This window comes from Methylobacterium frigidaeris (assembly GCF_022179185.1).
Lineage (GTDB): Bacteria > Pseudomonadota > Alphaproteobacteria > Rhizobiales > Beijerinckiaceae > Methylobacterium > Methylobacterium frigidaeris.
This window is the reverse complement of the sequence record NZ_BPQJ01000004.1, coordinates 25,144-42,639: the sequence shown is the minus strand read 5'-3', so window position 1 is coordinate 42,639 and position 17,496 is coordinate 25,144. Positions and strand designations below refer to the sequence as shown.

Genomic DNA, 17,496 nt, shown 5'->3' with positions numbered 1-17,496 from the left:
GGGTTTGTTAGATCGTGAGGCATCGGCCCGGTGCCTTGACCTTGGGGAGGGTGTGACCAAGTCTTCACATCCCGGCGCGGAAGGCCTGCGCGCAACACGACCCGATGATCCGCCTGATGACCCGCACCTCCGTCCGCGACCCGATTCTTCACAGCACGCCGATCGCCGAGCTGCGCCCGACCCAGATGACGGTCGGCTACCGGGAGGTGGAGGCCAAGCGCCGGCGCTGGCGCGAGATCGACGACAAGGACCGTGAGACGTTCCTCGGCTCGCACATGATCCCGGTCCTGCTCGGGCCGAAGAAGCGCCGCTACGTCATCGATCACCACCACCTCGCCCGCGCGCTGCAGGAGGAGGGGGTTGCGAGGGTGTTCACCACCGTGGTGGCCGACCTGCACCACCTCGACAAGGATGCGTTCTGGGTCGTGGCCGACCACCGCGCCTGGGTCCACCCCTACGATGCGGACGGCGTGCGCCGGGATGTCGGCGACCTGCCCAAGCGCATCGAGGACCTGGCCGACGACCCCTTCCGCAGCCTCGCCGGCGAGTTGCGCCGTGCCGGAGGTTTCGCCAAGGACACGACGCCGTTCAGCGAGTTCCTGTGGGCCGACTTCCTGCGCCGGCACATCAAGCGCAAGGACGTGAAGCAGGATTTCTCCGACGCGATGGAGGAGGCCCTTGCGCTCGCCCGCTCCAAGGCGGCTTTGTACCTGCCGGGCTGGAGCGGGCCGCACGAGGATTGAGCGCTCCGTGTCGAAGCAAATCGCCTCGGAGTGTGATCAAGCGCCAATCGCAGTTCCCGCGGTATGCACAGTGCTGGTTTAGCGCTGGCTTCTACCTGTTCCGGTTCGGTGTGCGCAGGGGTTGCCGGATTTCGTTGGGTTAGCGGACCCGTTTGAAGTCCCGGCCGCGTAACAAAATCTTGGTGCTTGTGATTGTACGTGGTATGCCAGAGTTTGGCAGGCGGAAATCCTGGACAGTGCGTTAGTTATAACAAGCCAAGTGACTGATATCATTTGCTAAATGATGCAGGTGCTCAGCCCTATGAATGAAATTACAAGCAAAGAAAAATTATCTATTCTTCTATCGGAATATTCATCCCTGAGATCCGAGCTTTTGAGCCGCACCGGTTATGGTTTCCAGATCGGTGCGGCTATCATTGCCTTGTTAACTTGGCTTCTGCAGCAATCATTCGATATGAGAACAATACTAGCCTTTGTATTGATTGCGTGCGGTGTTATAATATATACAAAAGTTAATATCACACAAATGGTAAAATTATCAAAAAGATTAAGAGATATTGAATATGAAGTTAATACCATTGCCGGTGAACACATCATGATTTGGGAGCAGACATCTGGGGCTGGTAGAAAAGGATACTTGGCAGGAGCTCTCGGACATAACCCATCTCTGACAAAAGAGAGTTTGCCTGAGCTGCCAACCCGCATCAAGGCATAACAATAGGAAATATCAGACTGAACCGCCGTCCGCTGTCGACAAAGTCGTCCGTGAAGCCGGCCTGCTCCTCATGCCACTCGAATTCACATATCGGCCTAAGGAGAGCGCGTGTCAAAGGATTCGCTGGGCGTGGAGGTGGCGCCTTCGATGAGATTGCCGAGGATTGTATTTTTGAAGAAATGATCACTGCGCCGGATAACAGCGACATCCTCTCGCGCACGGCTCTGAGAGCTACGGGACCCCTTCGTCACGGATGTCACCACCGCGATGCCTCTCATGCGGTAGAGCGTATCGAACGTGTGCCGTGTGGCCCGTGGTCAAGAGCGGTCCACTCCCATCAAGTTCATTTGCCGCAGGCCGCCATCCGGCCTAGCCTTCGGTTCGGCGCGAGGCGCGTCGCGCCGGTACGGGGGACCTCCGTCATGTTCGACTCGCTGCTGAAGAGCATGGGTGCCGATCCGGTCGACAACGAGACCCACTTCTACAAGTTCACCCCTCAGCCCGACATCACGGCCTACGAGCTCGCCCTGATCCTGCAGCGCTTCGGTGCCCTCACGGCCGGCGCGGCACCGCTGCACGGGGTGATGCTGATGCCCTGGGAGACCCTGGAGGAGGAGTACGCCCGGCATTTCGAGCTGGCGCCGCACGGCATGTTCCAAGGCTGACCAGGCGCTGACGAAGCAAGGCTGACCTGCCAGGGCCAATCGAGGACACCGCGGCTGCGCCACGACGATCCGCTTCGCTGCGGCGGCGCGGCAACACTCGGTTTACCATTCCGTCCGATGGTCGCGCATGGTGAACGAGGGGCCCTGCAAGCCATGATGTCCCGCGCGGAACGCTCGCATCTCGGCGACTGGTGGTGGACCGTCGACCGGGCACTGCTCGCCGGCCTCGGCGTGCTGATGACGGCCGGCCTGGTCTTCCTGATGGCCGGTGGCCCGCCGGTGGCCGAGCGCCTCGGCCTGCCGACCTTCCACTTCCTCAACCGGCAGGTGATGTACCTGCTGCCGACGATCGCCCTGATCCTGGCGGTGTCGTTCCTGTCCCTGCGCCACATCCGGCGCATGGCGCTCGTCACCTACGGGCTCGGCATCGCTTTGTGCATCGCGGCCACCAAGTACGGGCCCGAGATCAAGGGCGCGCATCGCTGGATCCAGTTCGGCCCGATCGGCGTCCAGCCCTCCGAGTTCGTCAAGCCCGCCTTCGTGATCCTGGCCGCCTGGGCCTTCGCGGAGGGCGCGCGCCGGCGCGACATGCCGGGCGGCACGCTCGCGGTGCTGCTCCTGCCGATGACCATCGTGCCCCTCATCCTGCAACCGGATTTCGGCCAGACCATGCTGGTCACCATGGTGTGGTGCTGCATGGTGTTCGTGGCCGGGCTGCACTGGCTCTGGGTCGGCGGCCTCGGCGGGCTCGGCCTGATCGGCGTCGCGGCGGCCTACGAGTTCCTGCCGCACGTGCGGGCCCGCATCACCCGCTTCATGGACAAGGAATCGGGCGACAACTTCCAGACCTTCTGGTCGCAGGAATCGTTCAATTCCGGCGGCTGGTTCGGCACAGGCCCGGGCGAGGGCGTCGCCAAGCGCCACCTGCCGGACGCCCATACCGACTTCATCTTCTCGGTGGCGGGCGAGGAATTCGGCGTTATCGTCTGCATCGGCATCGTGCTCCTGTTCGCCTTCATCGTGATGCGCGGCCTGATGCTGGCGCGGCGCAGCGACGACATCTTCTGCCGCCTGGCCATCACCGGCCTCACCGCACTCTTCGGCCTCCAGGCCTGCATCAACATGGCGGTGAACACCCGGATGATGCCCGCCAAGGGCATGACCCTGCCGTTCATCTCCTACGGTGGCTCGTCGCTGATCTCGCTCGCCCTCGGGATGGGCTTCCTCGTCGCCCTCACGCGGCGCCGGCCGCGCACGACGCTCCTCAACCGCGACGAGGGCTCGGCGCACTGAAAACGCCCGAGGGGGTGACCGCGGGGTCCCACCGTGACACATGGGGCCCCTCGACGCCGATCCTTGACCGGAGACCGCATGCTCAGCCCCCGCAAACCGGCCGCCCGATGACCGTCGCCCAGCCCCTCGTCCTGCTCGCCGCCGGCGGCACCGGCGGCCACCTGTTCCCGGCCGAGGCCCTGGCGTTGCGCCTGCGCGAGCGCGGCATCCGGGTGGTGCTCGCCACCGACAGCCGGGTCGCGGCGCTCTCGGGCGAGTTCCCGGCCTCGGAGATCGTGGCGGTCCCCTCCGCCACGCCGTCGAGCGGGCGCTCGCCCTTGCGGCGCGTCACTGCCCTCGCGACCCTCGGGCGCGGCTTCGCGGCGGCGCTCCGCGAGGTGCGCCGCCTCAACCCGGCGGTGGTGGTCGGCTTCGGCGGCTATCCGACCGTGCCGCCGCTGCTCGCCGCCCAGATGCTGCGGGTGCCGACCCTGCTGCACGAGCAGAACGCCGTCATGGGCCGGGCCAACGGCTTCCTCGCCCGCGGCGCCACCGTGATCGCCACGGGCTTTCCCGAGGTGCGCGGCGTGCCCGTCAAGGCGACGGCCCGCCGCGTCCATACCGGCAATCCGGTCCGCCCGGCGGTGCTGGCGGCGGCCGAGATGCCCTATCCGGGCGTGGGCCCCGATGCCCCGCTCCAGCTCCTCGCCTTCGGCGGCAGCCAGGGCGCCCGTGTGATGAGCGACGTGGTGCCCGATGCCGTCGTGCGCCTGCCCGCCGACTTGCGCGCCCGCCTCACGGTGATCCAGCAGGCCAGGGCCGAGGATCTGGCCCGGGTGCAGACGCTCTACGAGGGCGCGGGGCTCGCCGCCTTCACGGCGGCGCCGTTCTTCAAGGACCTGCCGGCCAAGATGGCCGCGTCCCACCTCGTCGTGGCGCGCTCGGGCGCCTCGACGGTGGCGGAGCTGGCGGTGATCGGCCGCCCGGCCATCCTGGTGCCGCTGCCCGGCGCCCTCGACCAGGACCAGGCGGCGAACGCCGCGGTGCTGGGGCGAATCGGCGCCGCCTTTCCCAGACCACAAACGGACTTCACCCCTGAGCGGCTGGCCGCCGATCTCGGCGCGCTGCTCGGCGATCCCGACCGGCTCGCCGCGGCGGCGGCCGCCGCCAAGGGGGCCGGCCTGCCCGATGCCGCCGAGCGCCTCGCCGCCTTGGTGGTTGAGACCGCCCAAGCGGCCCGCTAGCGGCCGCCAACAAACAATGTCGGCCCGCTAGCGGCCGCCCATCGAACAAGAAGATCGTAAGGACCCCGACTCCATGAAGCTGCCGAACAAGCTCGGACCCATCCACTTCATCGGCATCGGCGGCATCGGCATGTCCGGCATCGCCGAGGTGATGCACAATCTCGGCTACACGGTGCAGGGCTCGGACGCCTCCGACAACGCCAATGTCCGCCGCCTGTCAGAGAAGGGCATCCGCACCTTCGTGGGCCACCGGGCCGAGAACCTCGCCGATGCCGCCCTGGTGGTGGTCTCGACCGCGATCCGCCGCGACAACCCGGAGCTGGTCTCCGCCCGCGAGCGCCGCCTGCCGGTGGTGCGCCGGGCCGAGATGCTGGCCGAGCTGATGCGCTTCAAGTCCTGCGTCGCGGTGGCCGGCACCCACGGCAAGACCACCACGACCTCGCTCGTCGCCACCCTGCTCGATGCCGGCGGGCTCGATCCGACGGTCATCAACGGCGGCATCATCAACGCCTACGGCACCAATGCCCGCATGGGCGAGGGCGACTGGATGGTGGTCGAGGCCGACGAGTCCGACGGCACCTTCCTGAAGCTGCCGGCCGACATCGCCATCGTCACCAACATCGACCCCGAGCATCTCGACCATTTCGGCTCGTTCGACGCGATCAAGGACGCCTTCCGCGCCTTCATCGACAACATCCCGTTCTACGGCTTCGCGGTGATGTGCATCGACCACCCGACGGTGCAGGACCTCGTCGGGCGCATCGAGGACCGGCGCATCGTCACCTACGGCGAGAACCCGCAGGCCGACGTGCGCCTGATCGACGTCGACCTGAAGGGCGGCCAGAGCCGGTTCCGGGTGATGATCCGCGACCGCCGCCCCGGCTTCCGGATGGAGATGGAGGATCTCGTCCTGCCGATGCCCGGCAAGCACAACGCCCTCAACGCCACCGCGGCTCTGGCCGTGGCCCACGAGCTCGGCGTGTCGCCGGAGGCGATCCGCAAGGCGCTGGCGAATTTCGGCGGCGTCAAGCGGCGCTTCACCCGCACCGGCGAGTGGAACGGCGTCCAGATCTTCGACGATTACGGCCACCACCCGGTCGAGATCCGGGCGGTGCTCAAGGCCGCCCGCGCCTCGACCGACGGCTGCGTGATCGCGGTGGTGCAGCCCCACCGCTACTCCCGCCTCGCCTCGCTGTTCGACGATTTCTGCACGTGCTTCAACGATGCCGACACGGTGATCGTCGCCCCCGTCTATGCGGCCGGCGAGGCGCCGATCGAGGGCATCGATCGCGACGCCCTGGTGGCGGGCCTGACCTCCCGCGGCCACCGCAACGCCATCGCGCTGGAGCGCACGGAGGACCTCGCCGGCATCGTCGGCGGGCTCGCCGGCCCGGGCGACTACGTGGTGTGTCTCGGCGCCGGCAACATCACCCAGTGGGCCTACGCCCTGCCGGGCGAGCTCGCCTCCCTCGGTGAGAAGGCGGCGTGAGCCGCCGCCCTCACGACGCGTCCGGGACGAGATCCTCGATCTCGATCCCGAGCGCCCGGGCGACCTGCCGGTAGAGCTGGACGTCGCCGATGCTCTCGCCGCGCTCGACTGCGCTGAAGCGCTCCTCCGGCACGCCCGCCTGCCGGGCGAGATCCGCCGCGCTCAAGCCCCGCTTGCCGCGCCAGAAAGCGAGGGGGGTCGGCGCGGCCCGCAAGGCATCGAGGTCGCCCCCGCTCAAAAGCTCCTCCTCGCCGCCCTGCAGGCGCGCGAGGGCGGCGGCGAGGGTCCGGGCATCCGTGGCCTCCTCGGCGAGGTCGCGCAGCCGCTCGAACTCCGCCTCCGGCAGGATCACGATCGCCTCGCCGGCGGGCGTCCTGGTGCGGACGATGGTCATGCCCTGTCCCCTACTCGTAGACCGACCCGCGCGGCTCGACATCGTGCACAATGATCGTTGCGTCCTCGCTCGTGAAGAGGGCGCGCCAATCCCCAACCCGCAGCCGGTAGCCCGGCACGCCCCTCATCGCCCGGATGTTGTTGGCGAGCGACGCGGGGTCCCGGGCGACCTGGTCGAGTTTCGCCCGGATCAGCGCCTCGGCATCGGCCGGCATCCGGGCGAGGGCCCGCGCCGCCTTTCGCGTGTAGACGACCGTCCTGGCCAACCGCGCCGGCCTCCGAATGCCCTTGCGTCAACTCTAGAGCGCTCCGCCCCCGCGCGTCGAGCCGGAACCGCACCATGACCTCCGCCGCCATCCTCGCCGCCCTGGAACCCGCCGCCTTGCGCGGCCGCCTCCTGCCCGACCATCCGCTGGCCGACCTGACCTGGTTCCGGGTCGGGGGGCCGGCCGACGTGCTGTTCACGCCGGCCGACGAGGAGGACCTCGCCGCCGCTCTCTCGGCCCTGCCGCCCGAGGTGCCCGTGACGGTGATCGGGCTCGGCTCGAACCTGATCGTGCGCGACGGCGGCGTGCCGGGGCTCGTCATCCGCCTCGGCGGCAAGGCCTTCGGGTCGGTCACGATCGAGGGCGAGACGATCCGGGCCGGCACCGCCGTGCCCGACATGAAGCTCGCCCGCGCCGCGGCGGAGGCCGGCCTCGACGGCCTCGCCTTCTACCGCGGCATCCCGGGCTCGGTCGGCGGGGCGCTCAGGATGAATGCCGGCGCGCATGGCGGCGAGACCACCGACGTGCTGGTCGAGGCCCGGGCCATCGACCGCTCCGGCGCCCTGCACGTCCTGTCCCATGCTGACATGGGTTTCGCCTATCGCCACTGCTCGGCGCCGGCCGACCTGATCTTCACCCAGGCGACCTACCGCGGACGGCCCGGCGACCGCGCGGCGATCGAGGCCGAGATGGACCGGGTCACCGCGGCGCGGGAGGCGGCGCAGCCGATCCGCGAGCGCACCGGCGGCTCGACCTTCAAGAACCCGGACGGGGGCAAGGCCTGGCAGCTCGTCGATGCCGCCGGCTGCCGCGGGCTGACCCGCGGCGGCGCCCAGGTCTCGGAGATGCACTGCAACTTCCTGATCAACCGCGGCGGCGCCACCGCCGCGGACATCGAGGGCCTGGGCGAGGAGGTGCGGGCGCGGGTCCGCGAGACCTCCGGCATCGATCTGCACTGGGAGATCAAGCGCATCGGCGTCGCCACGCGCTGATTCGCGAATCACCCGGGCGACCGCCGCCGCGGGGCCCGGATGGTAACCATATGCGCCGTCGCAGGTTCGCCCCGTCGCGGGGCGCCCCGCCCCCGCCGGGACGGCTCTCGATCCCGGTGAACGGCCTCACGGATCGGGATGTAAGACCTTGAAGGAGCGTCACTTCCCGGCGCCGGTCCGACCGGCGGCCTGACCCGGATCCGGGCCGTCGCCGGGGCGTGGCACCCCGGCGACGGGGGCCGCCCGGGGCGCGCGATCCCTGTGCGCGGACCGAAAATTTTACCGGATATTTACCAGCGAGTTCGAGAGTTGGCGTTAACGGCGCATCAAGCACTTGGATGCCGGGCGTGAGCCGTGCCGACCTCTCGCGACGACGACATACCGGCCCCGGCGGCCGGTGTGCCGGTGGTGCGGCGGGCCGGCGCAGCGAAGCCCCGGACGACTCAAGACCGCCCCTGCGCCGGAGATCGCAGCCCGTGTCGGGTATCGTTTTCGGTGAACTCGCCCCATGGATGGTGGTGGACGCTTCCCTGAGCCGCTGACCGCCGCCGGCTATGCCGGTGCGGAGGCCGGCATGCCCGCTCCCCCGCCGGGGACGGCGCCGGCCCGGGGCGGTCCGTCGCGCGATTCGCGTTTGGCCCGCGTCCTGCCGCGGTTCCTGCGCCCACGCCGCGCCTCGGTGGCGGTGCCGATCGAGCGGCGGATGCCGCGCCATCTCGGGATGGGCCTGGCCTTCGGGTTCTTCGGCCTCGTCGCCGCGGCGGGCTTCGTGTCCGGCGGCGGCTATGCCGAGGTCTCGGCCCGCTACGGCACGCCCTTCGACATGGCGGCCCGCGCCCTCGGCTTCGGCCTCGACAAGGTCACGATCTCGGGGCTGGTGCAGCTGCACTCGGCCGAGATCCTGAAGGCCGCCGGCATCGACCAGCGCAACTCGCTGCCCCTTCTCAGCGTGGTCGACGTGCGCGACCGCCTGTCCACCGTGCCGCTGATCGGCGCGGTCTCGGTGCGCAAGATCTACCCGCGCGAGCTCCTGATCACGCTCACCGAGCGCGAGCCGAGCGCCCTGTGGCAGCGCAACGGCGAGATCGCCGTGATCGCCGCCGACGGCACGGTCATCGACCAGATGCGCGACGGCCGCTTCGCCAACCTGCCATTGGTGGTGGGCGACGAGGCGAACCTGCGCACCAAGGAATACCTCGCACTCCTCGAGGCGGCGGGCCCGCTCAAGGACCGGATCCGGGCCGGCACCCTGGTCTCGGGCCGGCGCTGGACCCTCAAGCTCGACGGCATCGACGTGCGCCTGCCCGAGGCCGGCGCCCGCGAGGCGGTGGCCCGCCTCGTCAAGCTCGAGGCCGAGTCGAGCGTGCTCGAGAAGGACATCATCGCGGTCGACCTGCGGCTGCCCGACCGGGTGGTGGTGCGGCTGACCGAGGAGGGCGCGGCGGCGCGCCTGGAGGCCCAGAAGAAGCAGAAGAAACCGAAGGGAACCGAGACATGACCCGCGCGCGAGACGTGACGCCCGCCGGTCTTCCCGGATCCACTCCTGCCGGTTCCGGCAGCCCCTTCATCCCCGTTTCCTTCTCCCCGGTGAGCGTCGCGTCATGAGTCTCCTCCAGCACGGTCTCACGCCGCGCTTAAAGCCGCTCTCGGCGCGCCGCAGCGCGACCCTGTCGGTGCTCGACATCGGCACCAGCAAGATCGTCTGCCTCGTCGCCGAGCTGCAGCCGGTCGAGACGCTGGCGACCCTGCGCGGCCGCACCCACCTCGCCCGCATCATCGGCATCGGCCACCAGCGCTCCGTCGGCCTCAAGGGGGGCGCCGTGGTCGATCTCGAGGCGGCCGAGACCTCGATCCGCCAGGCGGTCCACGCCGCCGAGCGCATGGCCCGGGTCGAGGTGCAGTCGGTCATCGTCAGCCTGTCGGGCGGGCGGCTCGGCTCCCAGCATTTCGACGCCAAGGTCCCGGTGCGCACCGGCGCCGTCACCGGTGCCGACGTGCAGCGGGTGCTGGAGGCGGCGAGCACCCACAGCATCAGCCCCGGCCGTGCGGTGCTGCACGCCCTGCCGACCGGCTACTCCCTCGACCAGCAGAGCGCGGTGGTCGATCCGTCGGGCATGCTCGGCGAGCGCCTCGGCGTCGACCTGCACGTCGTGACGGCCGAGATCGCCGCCGCCCGCAACCTGATGCTGGCGGTGGAGAACACCCATCTGCGGGTCGAGGCAGTGATCGCCACCCCCTACGCCTCGGGCCTCTCGGCCCTCGTCGACGACGAGGCCGAGATGGGCGTCGCAGTGGTCGACATGGGCGGCGGCACGACGAGCGTCGGGGTGTTCTCCGGCGGCCACCTCGTCCACGTCGACGCGCTGGCAGTGGGCGGCCACCACGTCACCATGGACATCGCCCGCGGGCTCTCGACGCGGGTGGCGGCGGCCGAGCGGCTGAAGACCCTCTACGGCGCCGCCATGGCGACCGCCTCGGACGAGCGCGACATGATCGCGGTCCACGGCGTCGACGAGGACGAGCGCGACCTGCCGCACCACATTCCGAAGTCGCACCTCGTGCGGATCATCCGCCCGCGGGTCGAGGAGGTGCTGGAACTGGTGCGCGACCGCCTGCGCAACGCGGGCTTCGCCGCCCAGGCCGGGCGCCGGGTGGTGCTGACGGGGGGCGCGAGCCAGCTCGTCGGCCTGCCGGAGGTCGCCCGCCGCATCCTGCAGGGCCAGGTTCGGATCGGCCGGCCCCTCGGCATCAAGGGGCTGCCCGAGGCCGCCAAGGGACCGGCCTTCTCGGCCGCCGTCGGCCTCCTGGTCTACCCCCAGGTCTCTCACGTCGAGCATTTCGAGCCGCGCGGCCAGTCCGGCCGCACGGGCCTCGTCTCCAACAGCTACCTCTCCAAGTTCGGACGGTGGTTCACGGAGAGCTTCTAACGGGATCGCCTCCCGGCACGGGCCCCGGAAACGGGCCGCGCCGGGCGGGCGGGACGGCAAACGGCGCCGATGAGGCGCTCATAGAAACGTAACGATCATCAGAGGCTCGCGCATCATGGCCATCTCCCTGCAAGCTCCGGACATCCGCGAACTGAAGCCCCGCATCACCGTGTTCGGTGTCGGCGGCGCCGGCGGCAACGCCGTCAACAACATGATCGAGTCGGGGCTGCTCGGCTGCGAGTTCGTGGTCGCCAACACCGACGCCCAGGCGCTGACCTCCTCGAAGGCCGAGCGCGTGATCCAGATGGGCATCGGGGTGACGCAAGGGCTCGGCGCCGGCTCGCAGCCCGATGTCGGCCGCGCCGCCGCCGAGGAGGTGATCGACGAGATCCGCGACCAGCTCTCGGGCGCCCATATGTGCTTCATCACCGCCGGCATGGGCGGCGGCACCGGCACCGGCGCGGCCCCGGTCATCGCCCGCACCGCCCGCGACATGGGCATCCTCACGGTCGGCGTGGTGACGAAGCCGTTCCAGTTCGAGGGCGTGCGCCGCATGCGCACCGCCGAGTCGGGCATCAACGAGCTGCAGCAGGCCGTCGACACCCTGATCGTGATCCCGAACCAGAACCTGTTCCGGGTCGCCAACGAGAAGACCACCTTCGCGGACGCCTTCGCGATGGCCGACCAGGTGCTCTACTCGGGCGTCGCCTGCATCACCGACCTGATGGTGAAGGAAGGTCTCATCAACCTCGACTTCGCCGACGTGCGGGCGATCATGCGCGGCATGGGCAAGGCGATGATGGGCACCGGCGAGGCGTCGGGCGAGAAGCGCGCCAACCGCGCGGCGGAAGCCGCCATCGCCAACCCGCTCCTCGACGACGTCTCGATGAAGGGCGCCCGCGGCCTCCTCATCTCGATCACCGGCGGCAACGACCTGACCCTCTACGAGCTCGACGAGGCCGCCACCCGCATCCGCGAGGAGGTCGATTCCGACGCCAACATCATCCTGGGGGCCACCTTCGACGAGAGCCTCGACGGCATCATCCGGGTCTCGGTGGTCGCCACCGGCATCGAGCCCGCGCTGATCAACGCCAACGCGATCGGCTCGCCGGAGATCGCCCAGACCGAGCAGCGCATCGCCGAGGTCGCCGAGCGTCTGCGCGCCGAGGCCCGGGCCCGGGCCGCCGCCCCGTCGGCTCCCCCCGCCGCCTCCTTTCGTCCCGCCGAGGCCCCGGTAGCGCGGGCCCCGGCGCCGGAGCCGGTGGCGCATGCCCCGATGCCGGCTCCCGAGCCCGTGCGGATGGAGATCCCCAGCGCCCACCAGGCCGCCGGCCTGATGCGCGACGAGGTGCAGATCACCCCGGCCCAGCCGCGTCCCGCCCCGGTCTACGAGCCGGCCCCGGCGCCGGCTCTCGAGCCGCAGATGCCGATGGCCTCCGGTCCGTTCATCCCGCCCTCCCCGGCGGTGGTGCGCGCGCCGCGCATGCCCCGGGTCCAGGACCTGCCGATGCCGGCCCAGAACCAGATCCGGGCCAGCCGCGGCGAGGAGCCGGTGCAGCAGGTGACCCCGGACGCCAAGCGCACCTCGCTCCTGCGCCGCCTCGCCACCGTCGGCTTCGGCGGCCGGCGCGAGGACGAGGCCGGCCACCCGGTCCAGGCGCCGGCGCCTGTCGCCCATGCTCCGGCGGCTCACGCCCCGCAGCCGGCCCCGCGGCCGATGCCTCAGGCTCCGGTGCATCAAGCTCCGGTGCAGCACCACGCCGCCCCGGCCCCGCGCCAGCCCGCACCGCAGCAGGCCTACGCGCCGCAGGGCGGCTACCCGGCTCAACCGCAGGGCTACCGCCCGGCGCAGGGCAACCTCGACCCGCAGGGCCGGACGGTGCCGGCCGGCAACCGCATCGACGACGACCAGCTCGAGATTCCGGCCTTCCTGCGCCGCCAGGCCAACCTGTAGGTCGACCGACCGGCGAACCGACGGGACCGGCGGGCCGGGGCTCCGCCGAAAGGCGAAGCCCCGGAGCCCGCTCCGGGCGCCACGATCCCGCCACGGAGGGCGCCGGTGCCGCCCAAAAGACACACCCCGAGGCCGCCCGGCCCCGGGGTTTACGCGTCGTTCAAGATTTTGATTCGAAACGACTTTTCGCGACCGTCGCAGGGTCGTCGGACTGTTACAGAGCGTAAGAATCCGTGATTTGGCCGTGCTCCGGAGCGCGACTATAGGTGTCCTACGCACAAGGGCGAAGGCCGAGCGGGACCGCCGGCACCGACACCCACAGGGGCTTCAAGCAACGGACGGATCGCCTCGAAACGTGGGCCTGGAAACAGGACACGATGGTGAGTCGCGGCCGAGGGCTGAGGTAATGAGAACAAGTCAGCAGACGACCCTACGCTCCGCCGCGAGCCTCTCCGGCATCGGCGTCCATTCCGGTAACCCCGTCGCGATCACTCTTCATCCCGCGGAGGCGCATCACGGTATCGCCTTCCTGCGCACTGGCCTCGCGAATGGCCGCGACCGCCTGATCCAGGCCCAGTACGCCCAGGTCAGCGCCACCGAGCTCTGCACCGTCATCGGCAGCCGCGAGACCGGCGCCGTCGCCACCATCGAGCACCTGATGTCGGCCCTCTACGGGCTCGGCATCGACAACTGCCTCGTCGAGATCGACGGGCCCGAGATGCCGATCCTCGACGGCAGCGCCGCTCCCTTCGTGGCGGCGATCGAGGCGGCCGGCACCACCTCCTGCGGCACCCCCCGCCGCTTCATCAAGGTGCTCAAGACCGTCCGCACCGAGAAGGGCCGCGCCTATTCCGAGCTGCGCCCGTTCGAACGCGGCTTCCACCTCGACGTCGAGATCGATTTCGAGAGCCCGGTGATCGGCCGCAGCCGCAAGGCGCTGACCCTCACCCCCGCCGCCTATCGCCGGGAGATCGCCCGCGCCCGCACCTTCGGGATGATGCGCGACGTCGAGCGCTACTGGAAGGCCGGCTTCGCGCTCGGCGCCTCGCTCGAGAACACCGTCGCGGTCGGCGATGGCGGCGTGGTCAACCCGGAAGGCCTGCGCTACCCGGACGAGTTCGTCCGACACAAGATCCTCGACGCGGTCGGCGACCTGGCGCTCGCCGGCCTGCCGATCCTCGGCGCCTACCAGTCCTTCTGCGGTGGCCACGGCCTCAACGTCGCGGTCCTCGGCGAGCTGTTCGCCGACCGGGCCAACTACGCCATCGTCGAGGGTGCGGCCGCCCGGCGCGAGCCTGTCTTCGCCGAGTTCGGCGTCGGCCTCGGCGCCGCTGTCTACGCGCCCGAACTCTGAGATCGTCCGGCCCGCGTTGCAGCAGGGTCACATCCGGATGATTTCGTCGCCGCGACGAGGCGACGGATGGAACCTACACCGCGTCGCGCCGTCTTGGCGCCCCATTCGCCCCACAGGGTTAAGAGGTTCCTGACCGACGGTCGCCGGCTCCGGCGCGATGGCCGTCACGGGCTTGGCGCGCCGCGCCGGCCTGCGCTAAGGGGCTCGTGGATCAGCGGCCGTGCAAGGCCGCCTGCTTGGGGAAGAACCCGAATGTCGTTCGCCCACCCGCTTCGCGACGCGAAGGTGACCGTTCTGCGGACCGTGCTGCTCGCGGCGTGCGGTCTGGGGCTCGCCGGTTGCGACGCGATCGACTCCATCAACCCGTTCGCGAACGAGAAGTACAAGACCGAGGTCGTCCCCGACGTCCCGGCCGACAAGCTCTACAGCCAGGGTCTCGGCAAGCTCGAGGATCGCGACTACGAGGGCGCGACGAAGAAGTTCGAGGACCTCGACAAGCAGTACGCCTATTCCGACTGGTCGCGGAAGGCGGTGCTGATGACGGCCTACTCGAATTACGAGGGCGGCCGCTACGAGGACGCGATCACCGCCTCGAAGCGCTACCTGCAGCGCCATCCGGGCTCTAAGGACGCGGCCTACGCCCAGTACCTGCTGGCGATGTCGCACTACAAGCAGATCCCGGACGTGACCCGCGACCAGGACCGCTCCGAGAAGGCGCTCGTGGCGCTCACCGAGCTGGTGCAGAAGTACCCGACCTCGGAATACGCCGCCGACGCCAAGGCCAAGATCCAGATCACCCGCGACCAGCTCGCCGGCAAGGAGATGGAGATCGGCCGCTACTACCTCGAGCGGCGCAACTTCCCGGCGGCGATCAACCGTTTTCGCGACGTGGTGAGCAAGTACCAGACGACCCGCCACGTCGAGGAGGCGCTGGAGCGCCTGGCCGAGGCCTACATGGCGCTCGGCATCACCGGCGAGGCTCAGACCGCCGCGGCGGTGCTTGGCCACAACTTCCCCGACTCGCCCTGGTACAAGGACGCCTACAACCTGCTCCAGAACGGCGGCCTGCAGCCGCGCGAGGAGAAGACCTCCTGGATCAGCAAGGCGTTTCGCGGCGTGATCGGGATGGACACCCGCACCGCCGAGGCGCAGTAAGAGCCTCGCGGCTTGAAGCACGGACATGCGGCCGTGGCGCGCACTCGCGCCGCGGCCCGTTCGGCTGTAGATACCCGCCCCATTCCCTCCTCCACGTCCCGGCAAGGGTGGCATGCTGGTTCAGCTCGCGATCCGCGACATCGTCCTGATCGATAAGCTCGAGCTGAACTTTCGCGAAGGCCTGAGCGTCCTGACCGGGGAGACCGGTGCCGGCAAGTCGATCCTCCTCGACGCCTTCACCCTGGCGCTCGGCGGGCGCGGCGACGGGCGCCTGGTGCGCCAGGGCGAGGCGCAGGGGCAGGTGACCGCGGTGTTCGACATCCCCGCCGACCATCCGGCCCGGACGCTGGCCGCTGCCGCCGAGATCGACACCGAGGGCGACCTGATCCTGCGCCGCATCCAGGTCGCGGACGGGCGCACCCGCGCCTTCGTCAACGACCAGCCGGTCGGCGTGCAGGTCCTGCGCGCCATCGGGGCGGCCCTCGTCGAGATCCACGGCCAGCACGACGACCGGGCTCTCTCGGATTCCACGACGCACCGGGCGATCCTCGACGCCTTCGGGGGCTTAGGGAGCCGCCAGGCCGCCGTGGCGGACAGTGCGCGCCGGGTACGCCAGGCCCGCAACGCCCTCAACGAGCATCGCGCCCGGGTCGAGGCCGCCCGCAAGGAGGTCGATTTCCTGCGCCACGCCGTCGAGGAGCTGGCCGCCCTCGACCCGAAGCCTGGCGAGGAGACGGAGCTCGCCGAGCGCCGCACTGCGATGCAGCAGGGCGAGAAGGTCGCCCGCGAGCTCAACGAGGCACTCGACGCCGTGGCCGGCCAGGGCTCGCCCACTGCCCATCTCTCGGCGGCGCTCCGCAAGCTCGAGCGCCGCGCCGCGCAGGCCCCAAGCCTCGTCGAGCCCAGCATCGCTGCCCTCGACAACGCGCTGGTCGCCCTCGACGAGGCCCGCACCAGCCTGGAGGATGCCCTGCAGGCGGCGGAGTTCGATCCGCGCGAGCTGGAGCGGGTCGAGGAGCGCCTGTTCGGCCTGCGCGCTGCGGCACGAAAGTACAACGTTCCGGTCGACGATCTTGCGGCTTTGCGCGAGCGCTACGAGGGCGACGTCGCGGTGATCGATGCCGGCGAGGAGGCACTCGGCCGGCTGGAGGCCGACCTCGCCACCGCCGACGCGGCATATCTCGAGAAGGCGGAGGCCCTCAGCAAGGGCCGGCGCAAGGCGGCGGCCGCCCTCGACAAGGCGGTGCAGGCCGAATTGCCGCCGCTGAAGCTGGAGCGCGCCCGCTTCATCACCGAGATCGCCACCGATCCGGAGGCACGCGACCCGGCCGGCCTCGACCGGGTCGAGTTCTGGGCCCAGACCAACCCGGGCACCCGGCCCGGCCCGATGATGAAGGTGGCCTCGGGCGGCGAGCTGTCGCGGTTCATGCTCGCCCTCAAGGTCGTGCTGGCCGACAAGGGCTCGGCCCCGACACTAATCTTCGACGAGATTGATACCGGCGTCGGCGGCGCGGTGGCGGACGCGATCGGCGCCCGCCTCGCCCGGCTCTCGGCCCGGGTTCAGACCGTGGCGGTCACCCACGCGCCGCAGGTCGCCGCCCGGGCCTCGACGCACTTCCTGATCGCCAAGGAGGCGGTGAAGGGCTCGGACCGGGTCGCCACACGGGTGAAACCCCTTGCGGCGGTGCCGCGCCAGGAGGAGATCGCCCGGATGCTGGCCGGTGCCACGGTGACCGAGGAGGCCCGCGCCGCCGCGGCCCGGCTGCTCCAGGCGGCCTCGGCCTGAGCGCCGCCGGCTCGGAGGACGTCACGGCCCTCGACAAACGTTGCTGTAAGGTTAAGCTCCAAAGATGATTCGCGAGGCGGCTGTCAGTGCCTCCGACATGGTGAACAAAGGACAAATTTTAACTCTTTGTTTACCACGCCCGGCGAGACTGCTTCATCTCGGCACGGGTCAGCCTTCCCTCGGACCCGCGCAATGGTACGGGGCCAGTGGTCCGATGAAGCAGGAAGTGATTGCGTCCCGGGACAACGGTCAGGATCCGGTCCTGCCGGCCATCTGCGTCGAGGCGCAGCATCGGCTCGGGCGGACGTTGCGCTCGTTCTACGAGCGCACCGTGGACGGACAGCCCATTCCCCTCGATCAGGTCGACCTGCTGCTGCGCCTGCGGCACCGGGAGCGTGAATTGCAGCGTCAGCGGTGACAGGCGATTGCGACGCGGGACTCTGGCGTGAATTGTGAGCGCGGGACGCTCCGCCGGACGGCGGAGCGGAGCGCGAGAGAGAAGGGCCGTCGCGGTCCCGCCCTCATCTGGGAGATCCTGCAC

General features: G+C 69.9%; 16 protein-coding genes. 14 read left to right on the top strand and 2 right to left on the bottom strand.

Annotated elements, in window-relative coordinates:
• Positions 1–116 precede the first annotated feature (116 nt).
• From MFF64_RS05325 to murC, 6 genes are all read left to right on the top strand, one after another.
• Positions 117–743, top strand: coding sequence for a ParB-like protein (locus tag MFF64_RS05325; protein WP_099907880.1), 627 nt, complete (start codon positions 117–119; stop codon positions 741–743).
• A 280-nt stretch (positions 744–1,023) separates the two neighbouring features.
• Positions 1,024–1,458, top strand: a complete 435-nt coding sequence (locus MFF64_RS05320; RefSeq protein ID WP_133123718.1) for a hypothetical protein — start codon at positions 1,024–1,026, stop codon at positions 1,456–1,458.
• Positions 1,459–1,880: 422 nt separating this feature from the next.
• On the top strand, positions 1,881–2,123 hold the full coding sequence (locus MFF64_RS05315; protein ID WP_099907869.1) for a hypothetical protein: 243 nt from the start codon (positions 1,881–1,883) through the stop codon (positions 2,121–2,123).
• Positions 2,124–2,276: 153 nt separating this feature from the next.
• Complete coding sequence (locus MFF64_RS05310; RefSeq protein WP_099907871.1) at positions 2,277–3,416, top strand: FtsW/RodA/SpoVE family cell cycle protein; 1,140 nt, start codon at positions 2,277–2,279, stop codon at positions 3,414–3,416.
• Positions 3,417–3,523: 107 nt separating this feature from the next.
• Positions 3,524–4,639 carry a UDP-N-acetylglucosamine--N-acetylmuramyl-(pentapeptide) pyrophosphoryl-undecaprenol N-acetylglucosamine transferase gene (locus tag MFF64_RS05305; protein WP_099907873.1) on the top strand — a complete coding sequence of 372 codons (1,116 nt, stop codon included), beginning with the start codon at positions 3,524–3,526 and terminating at the stop codon, positions 4,637–4,639.
• 73 nt (positions 4,640–4,712) lie between these two features.
• Entirely contained in the window at positions 4,713–6,128 is a 1,416-nt protein-coding gene (gene murC / locus MFF64_RS05300; RefSeq protein WP_099907875.1) for a UDP-N-acetylmuramate--L-alanine ligase, read from the top strand.
• A gap of 10 nt (positions 6,129–6,138) precedes the next feature.
• Here the strand turns inward: murC and MFF64_RS05295 are convergent, their stop codons facing one another.
• Together MFF64_RS05295 and MFF64_RS05290 are read right to left on the bottom strand one after the other, a co-directional pair.
• On the bottom strand, positions 6,139–6,522 hold the full coding sequence (locus MFF64_RS05295; RefSeq protein ID WP_099907878.1) for a helix-turn-helix transcriptional regulator: 384 nt from the start codon (positions 6,520–6,522) through the stop codon (positions 6,139–6,141).
• 10 nt (positions 6,523–6,532) lie between these two features.
• The gene (locus tag MFF64_RS05290) at positions 6,533–6,787 is read right to left on the bottom strand and encodes a type II toxin-antitoxin system RelE family toxin (protein WP_238189966.1); all 255 of its coding nucleotides are present in this window, start codon (positions 6,785–6,787) and stop codon (positions 6,533–6,535) included.
• 74 nt (positions 6,788–6,861) lie between these two features.
• Here MFF64_RS05290 and murB point away from each other — a divergent pair, with 74 nt between their 5' ends.
• From murB to MFF64_RS05250, 8 genes are all read left to right on the top strand, one after another.
• Positions 6,862–7,779, top strand: coding sequence for a UDP-N-acetylmuramate dehydrogenase (gene murB, locus MFF64_RS05285; protein ID WP_099902826.1), 918 nt, complete (start codon positions 6,862–6,864; stop codon positions 7,777–7,779).
• Between the two features lie 508 nt (positions 7,780–8,287).
• Positions 8,288–9,277 (top strand): cell division protein FtsQ/DivIB, encoded by a 990-nt coding sequence (locus tag MFF64_RS05280; protein ID WP_099902829.1) that lies wholly within the window; start codon positions 8,288–8,290, stop codon positions 9,275–9,277.
• 103 nt (positions 9,278–9,380) lie between these two features.
• On the top strand, positions 9,381–10,706 hold the full coding sequence (gene ftsA / locus MFF64_RS05275) for a cell division protein FtsA (RefSeq protein WP_238189964.1): 1,326 nt from the start codon (positions 9,381–9,383) through the stop codon (positions 10,704–10,706).
• 115 nt (positions 10,707–10,821) lie between these two features.
• A complete protein-coding gene (gene ftsZ / locus MFF64_RS05270; protein WP_099903711.1) occupies positions 10,822–12,660 on the top strand; it encodes a cell division protein FtsZ in 1,839 nt (612 codons plus the stop codon).
• 406 nt (positions 12,661–13,066) lie between these two features.
• A complete protein-coding gene (gene lpxC, locus MFF64_RS05265; RefSeq protein ID WP_238189962.1) occupies positions 13,067–14,014 on the top strand; it encodes a UDP-3-O-acyl-N-acetylglucosamine deacetylase in 948 nt (315 codons plus the stop codon).
• 252 nt (positions 14,015–14,266) lie between these two features.
• Positions 14,267–15,169: an outer membrane protein assembly factor BamD gene (locus MFF64_RS05260; protein WP_099905080.1), complete on the top strand. Its 903-nt coding sequence runs from the start codon at positions 14,267–14,269 to the stop codon at positions 15,167–15,169.
• Positions 15,170–15,281: 112 nt separating this feature from the next.
• Positions 15,282–16,955: a DNA repair protein RecN gene (recN, locus tag MFF64_RS05255; RefSeq protein WP_099905078.1), complete on the top strand. Its 1,674-nt coding sequence runs from the start codon at positions 15,282–15,284 to the stop codon at positions 16,953–16,955.
• A gap of 214 nt (positions 16,956–17,169) precedes the next feature.
• Positions 17,170–17,373, top strand: a complete 204-nt coding sequence (locus MFF64_RS05250; protein WP_099905075.1) for a hypothetical protein — start codon at positions 17,170–17,172, stop codon at positions 17,371–17,373.
• Positions 17,374–17,496: the final 123 nt, after the last annotated feature.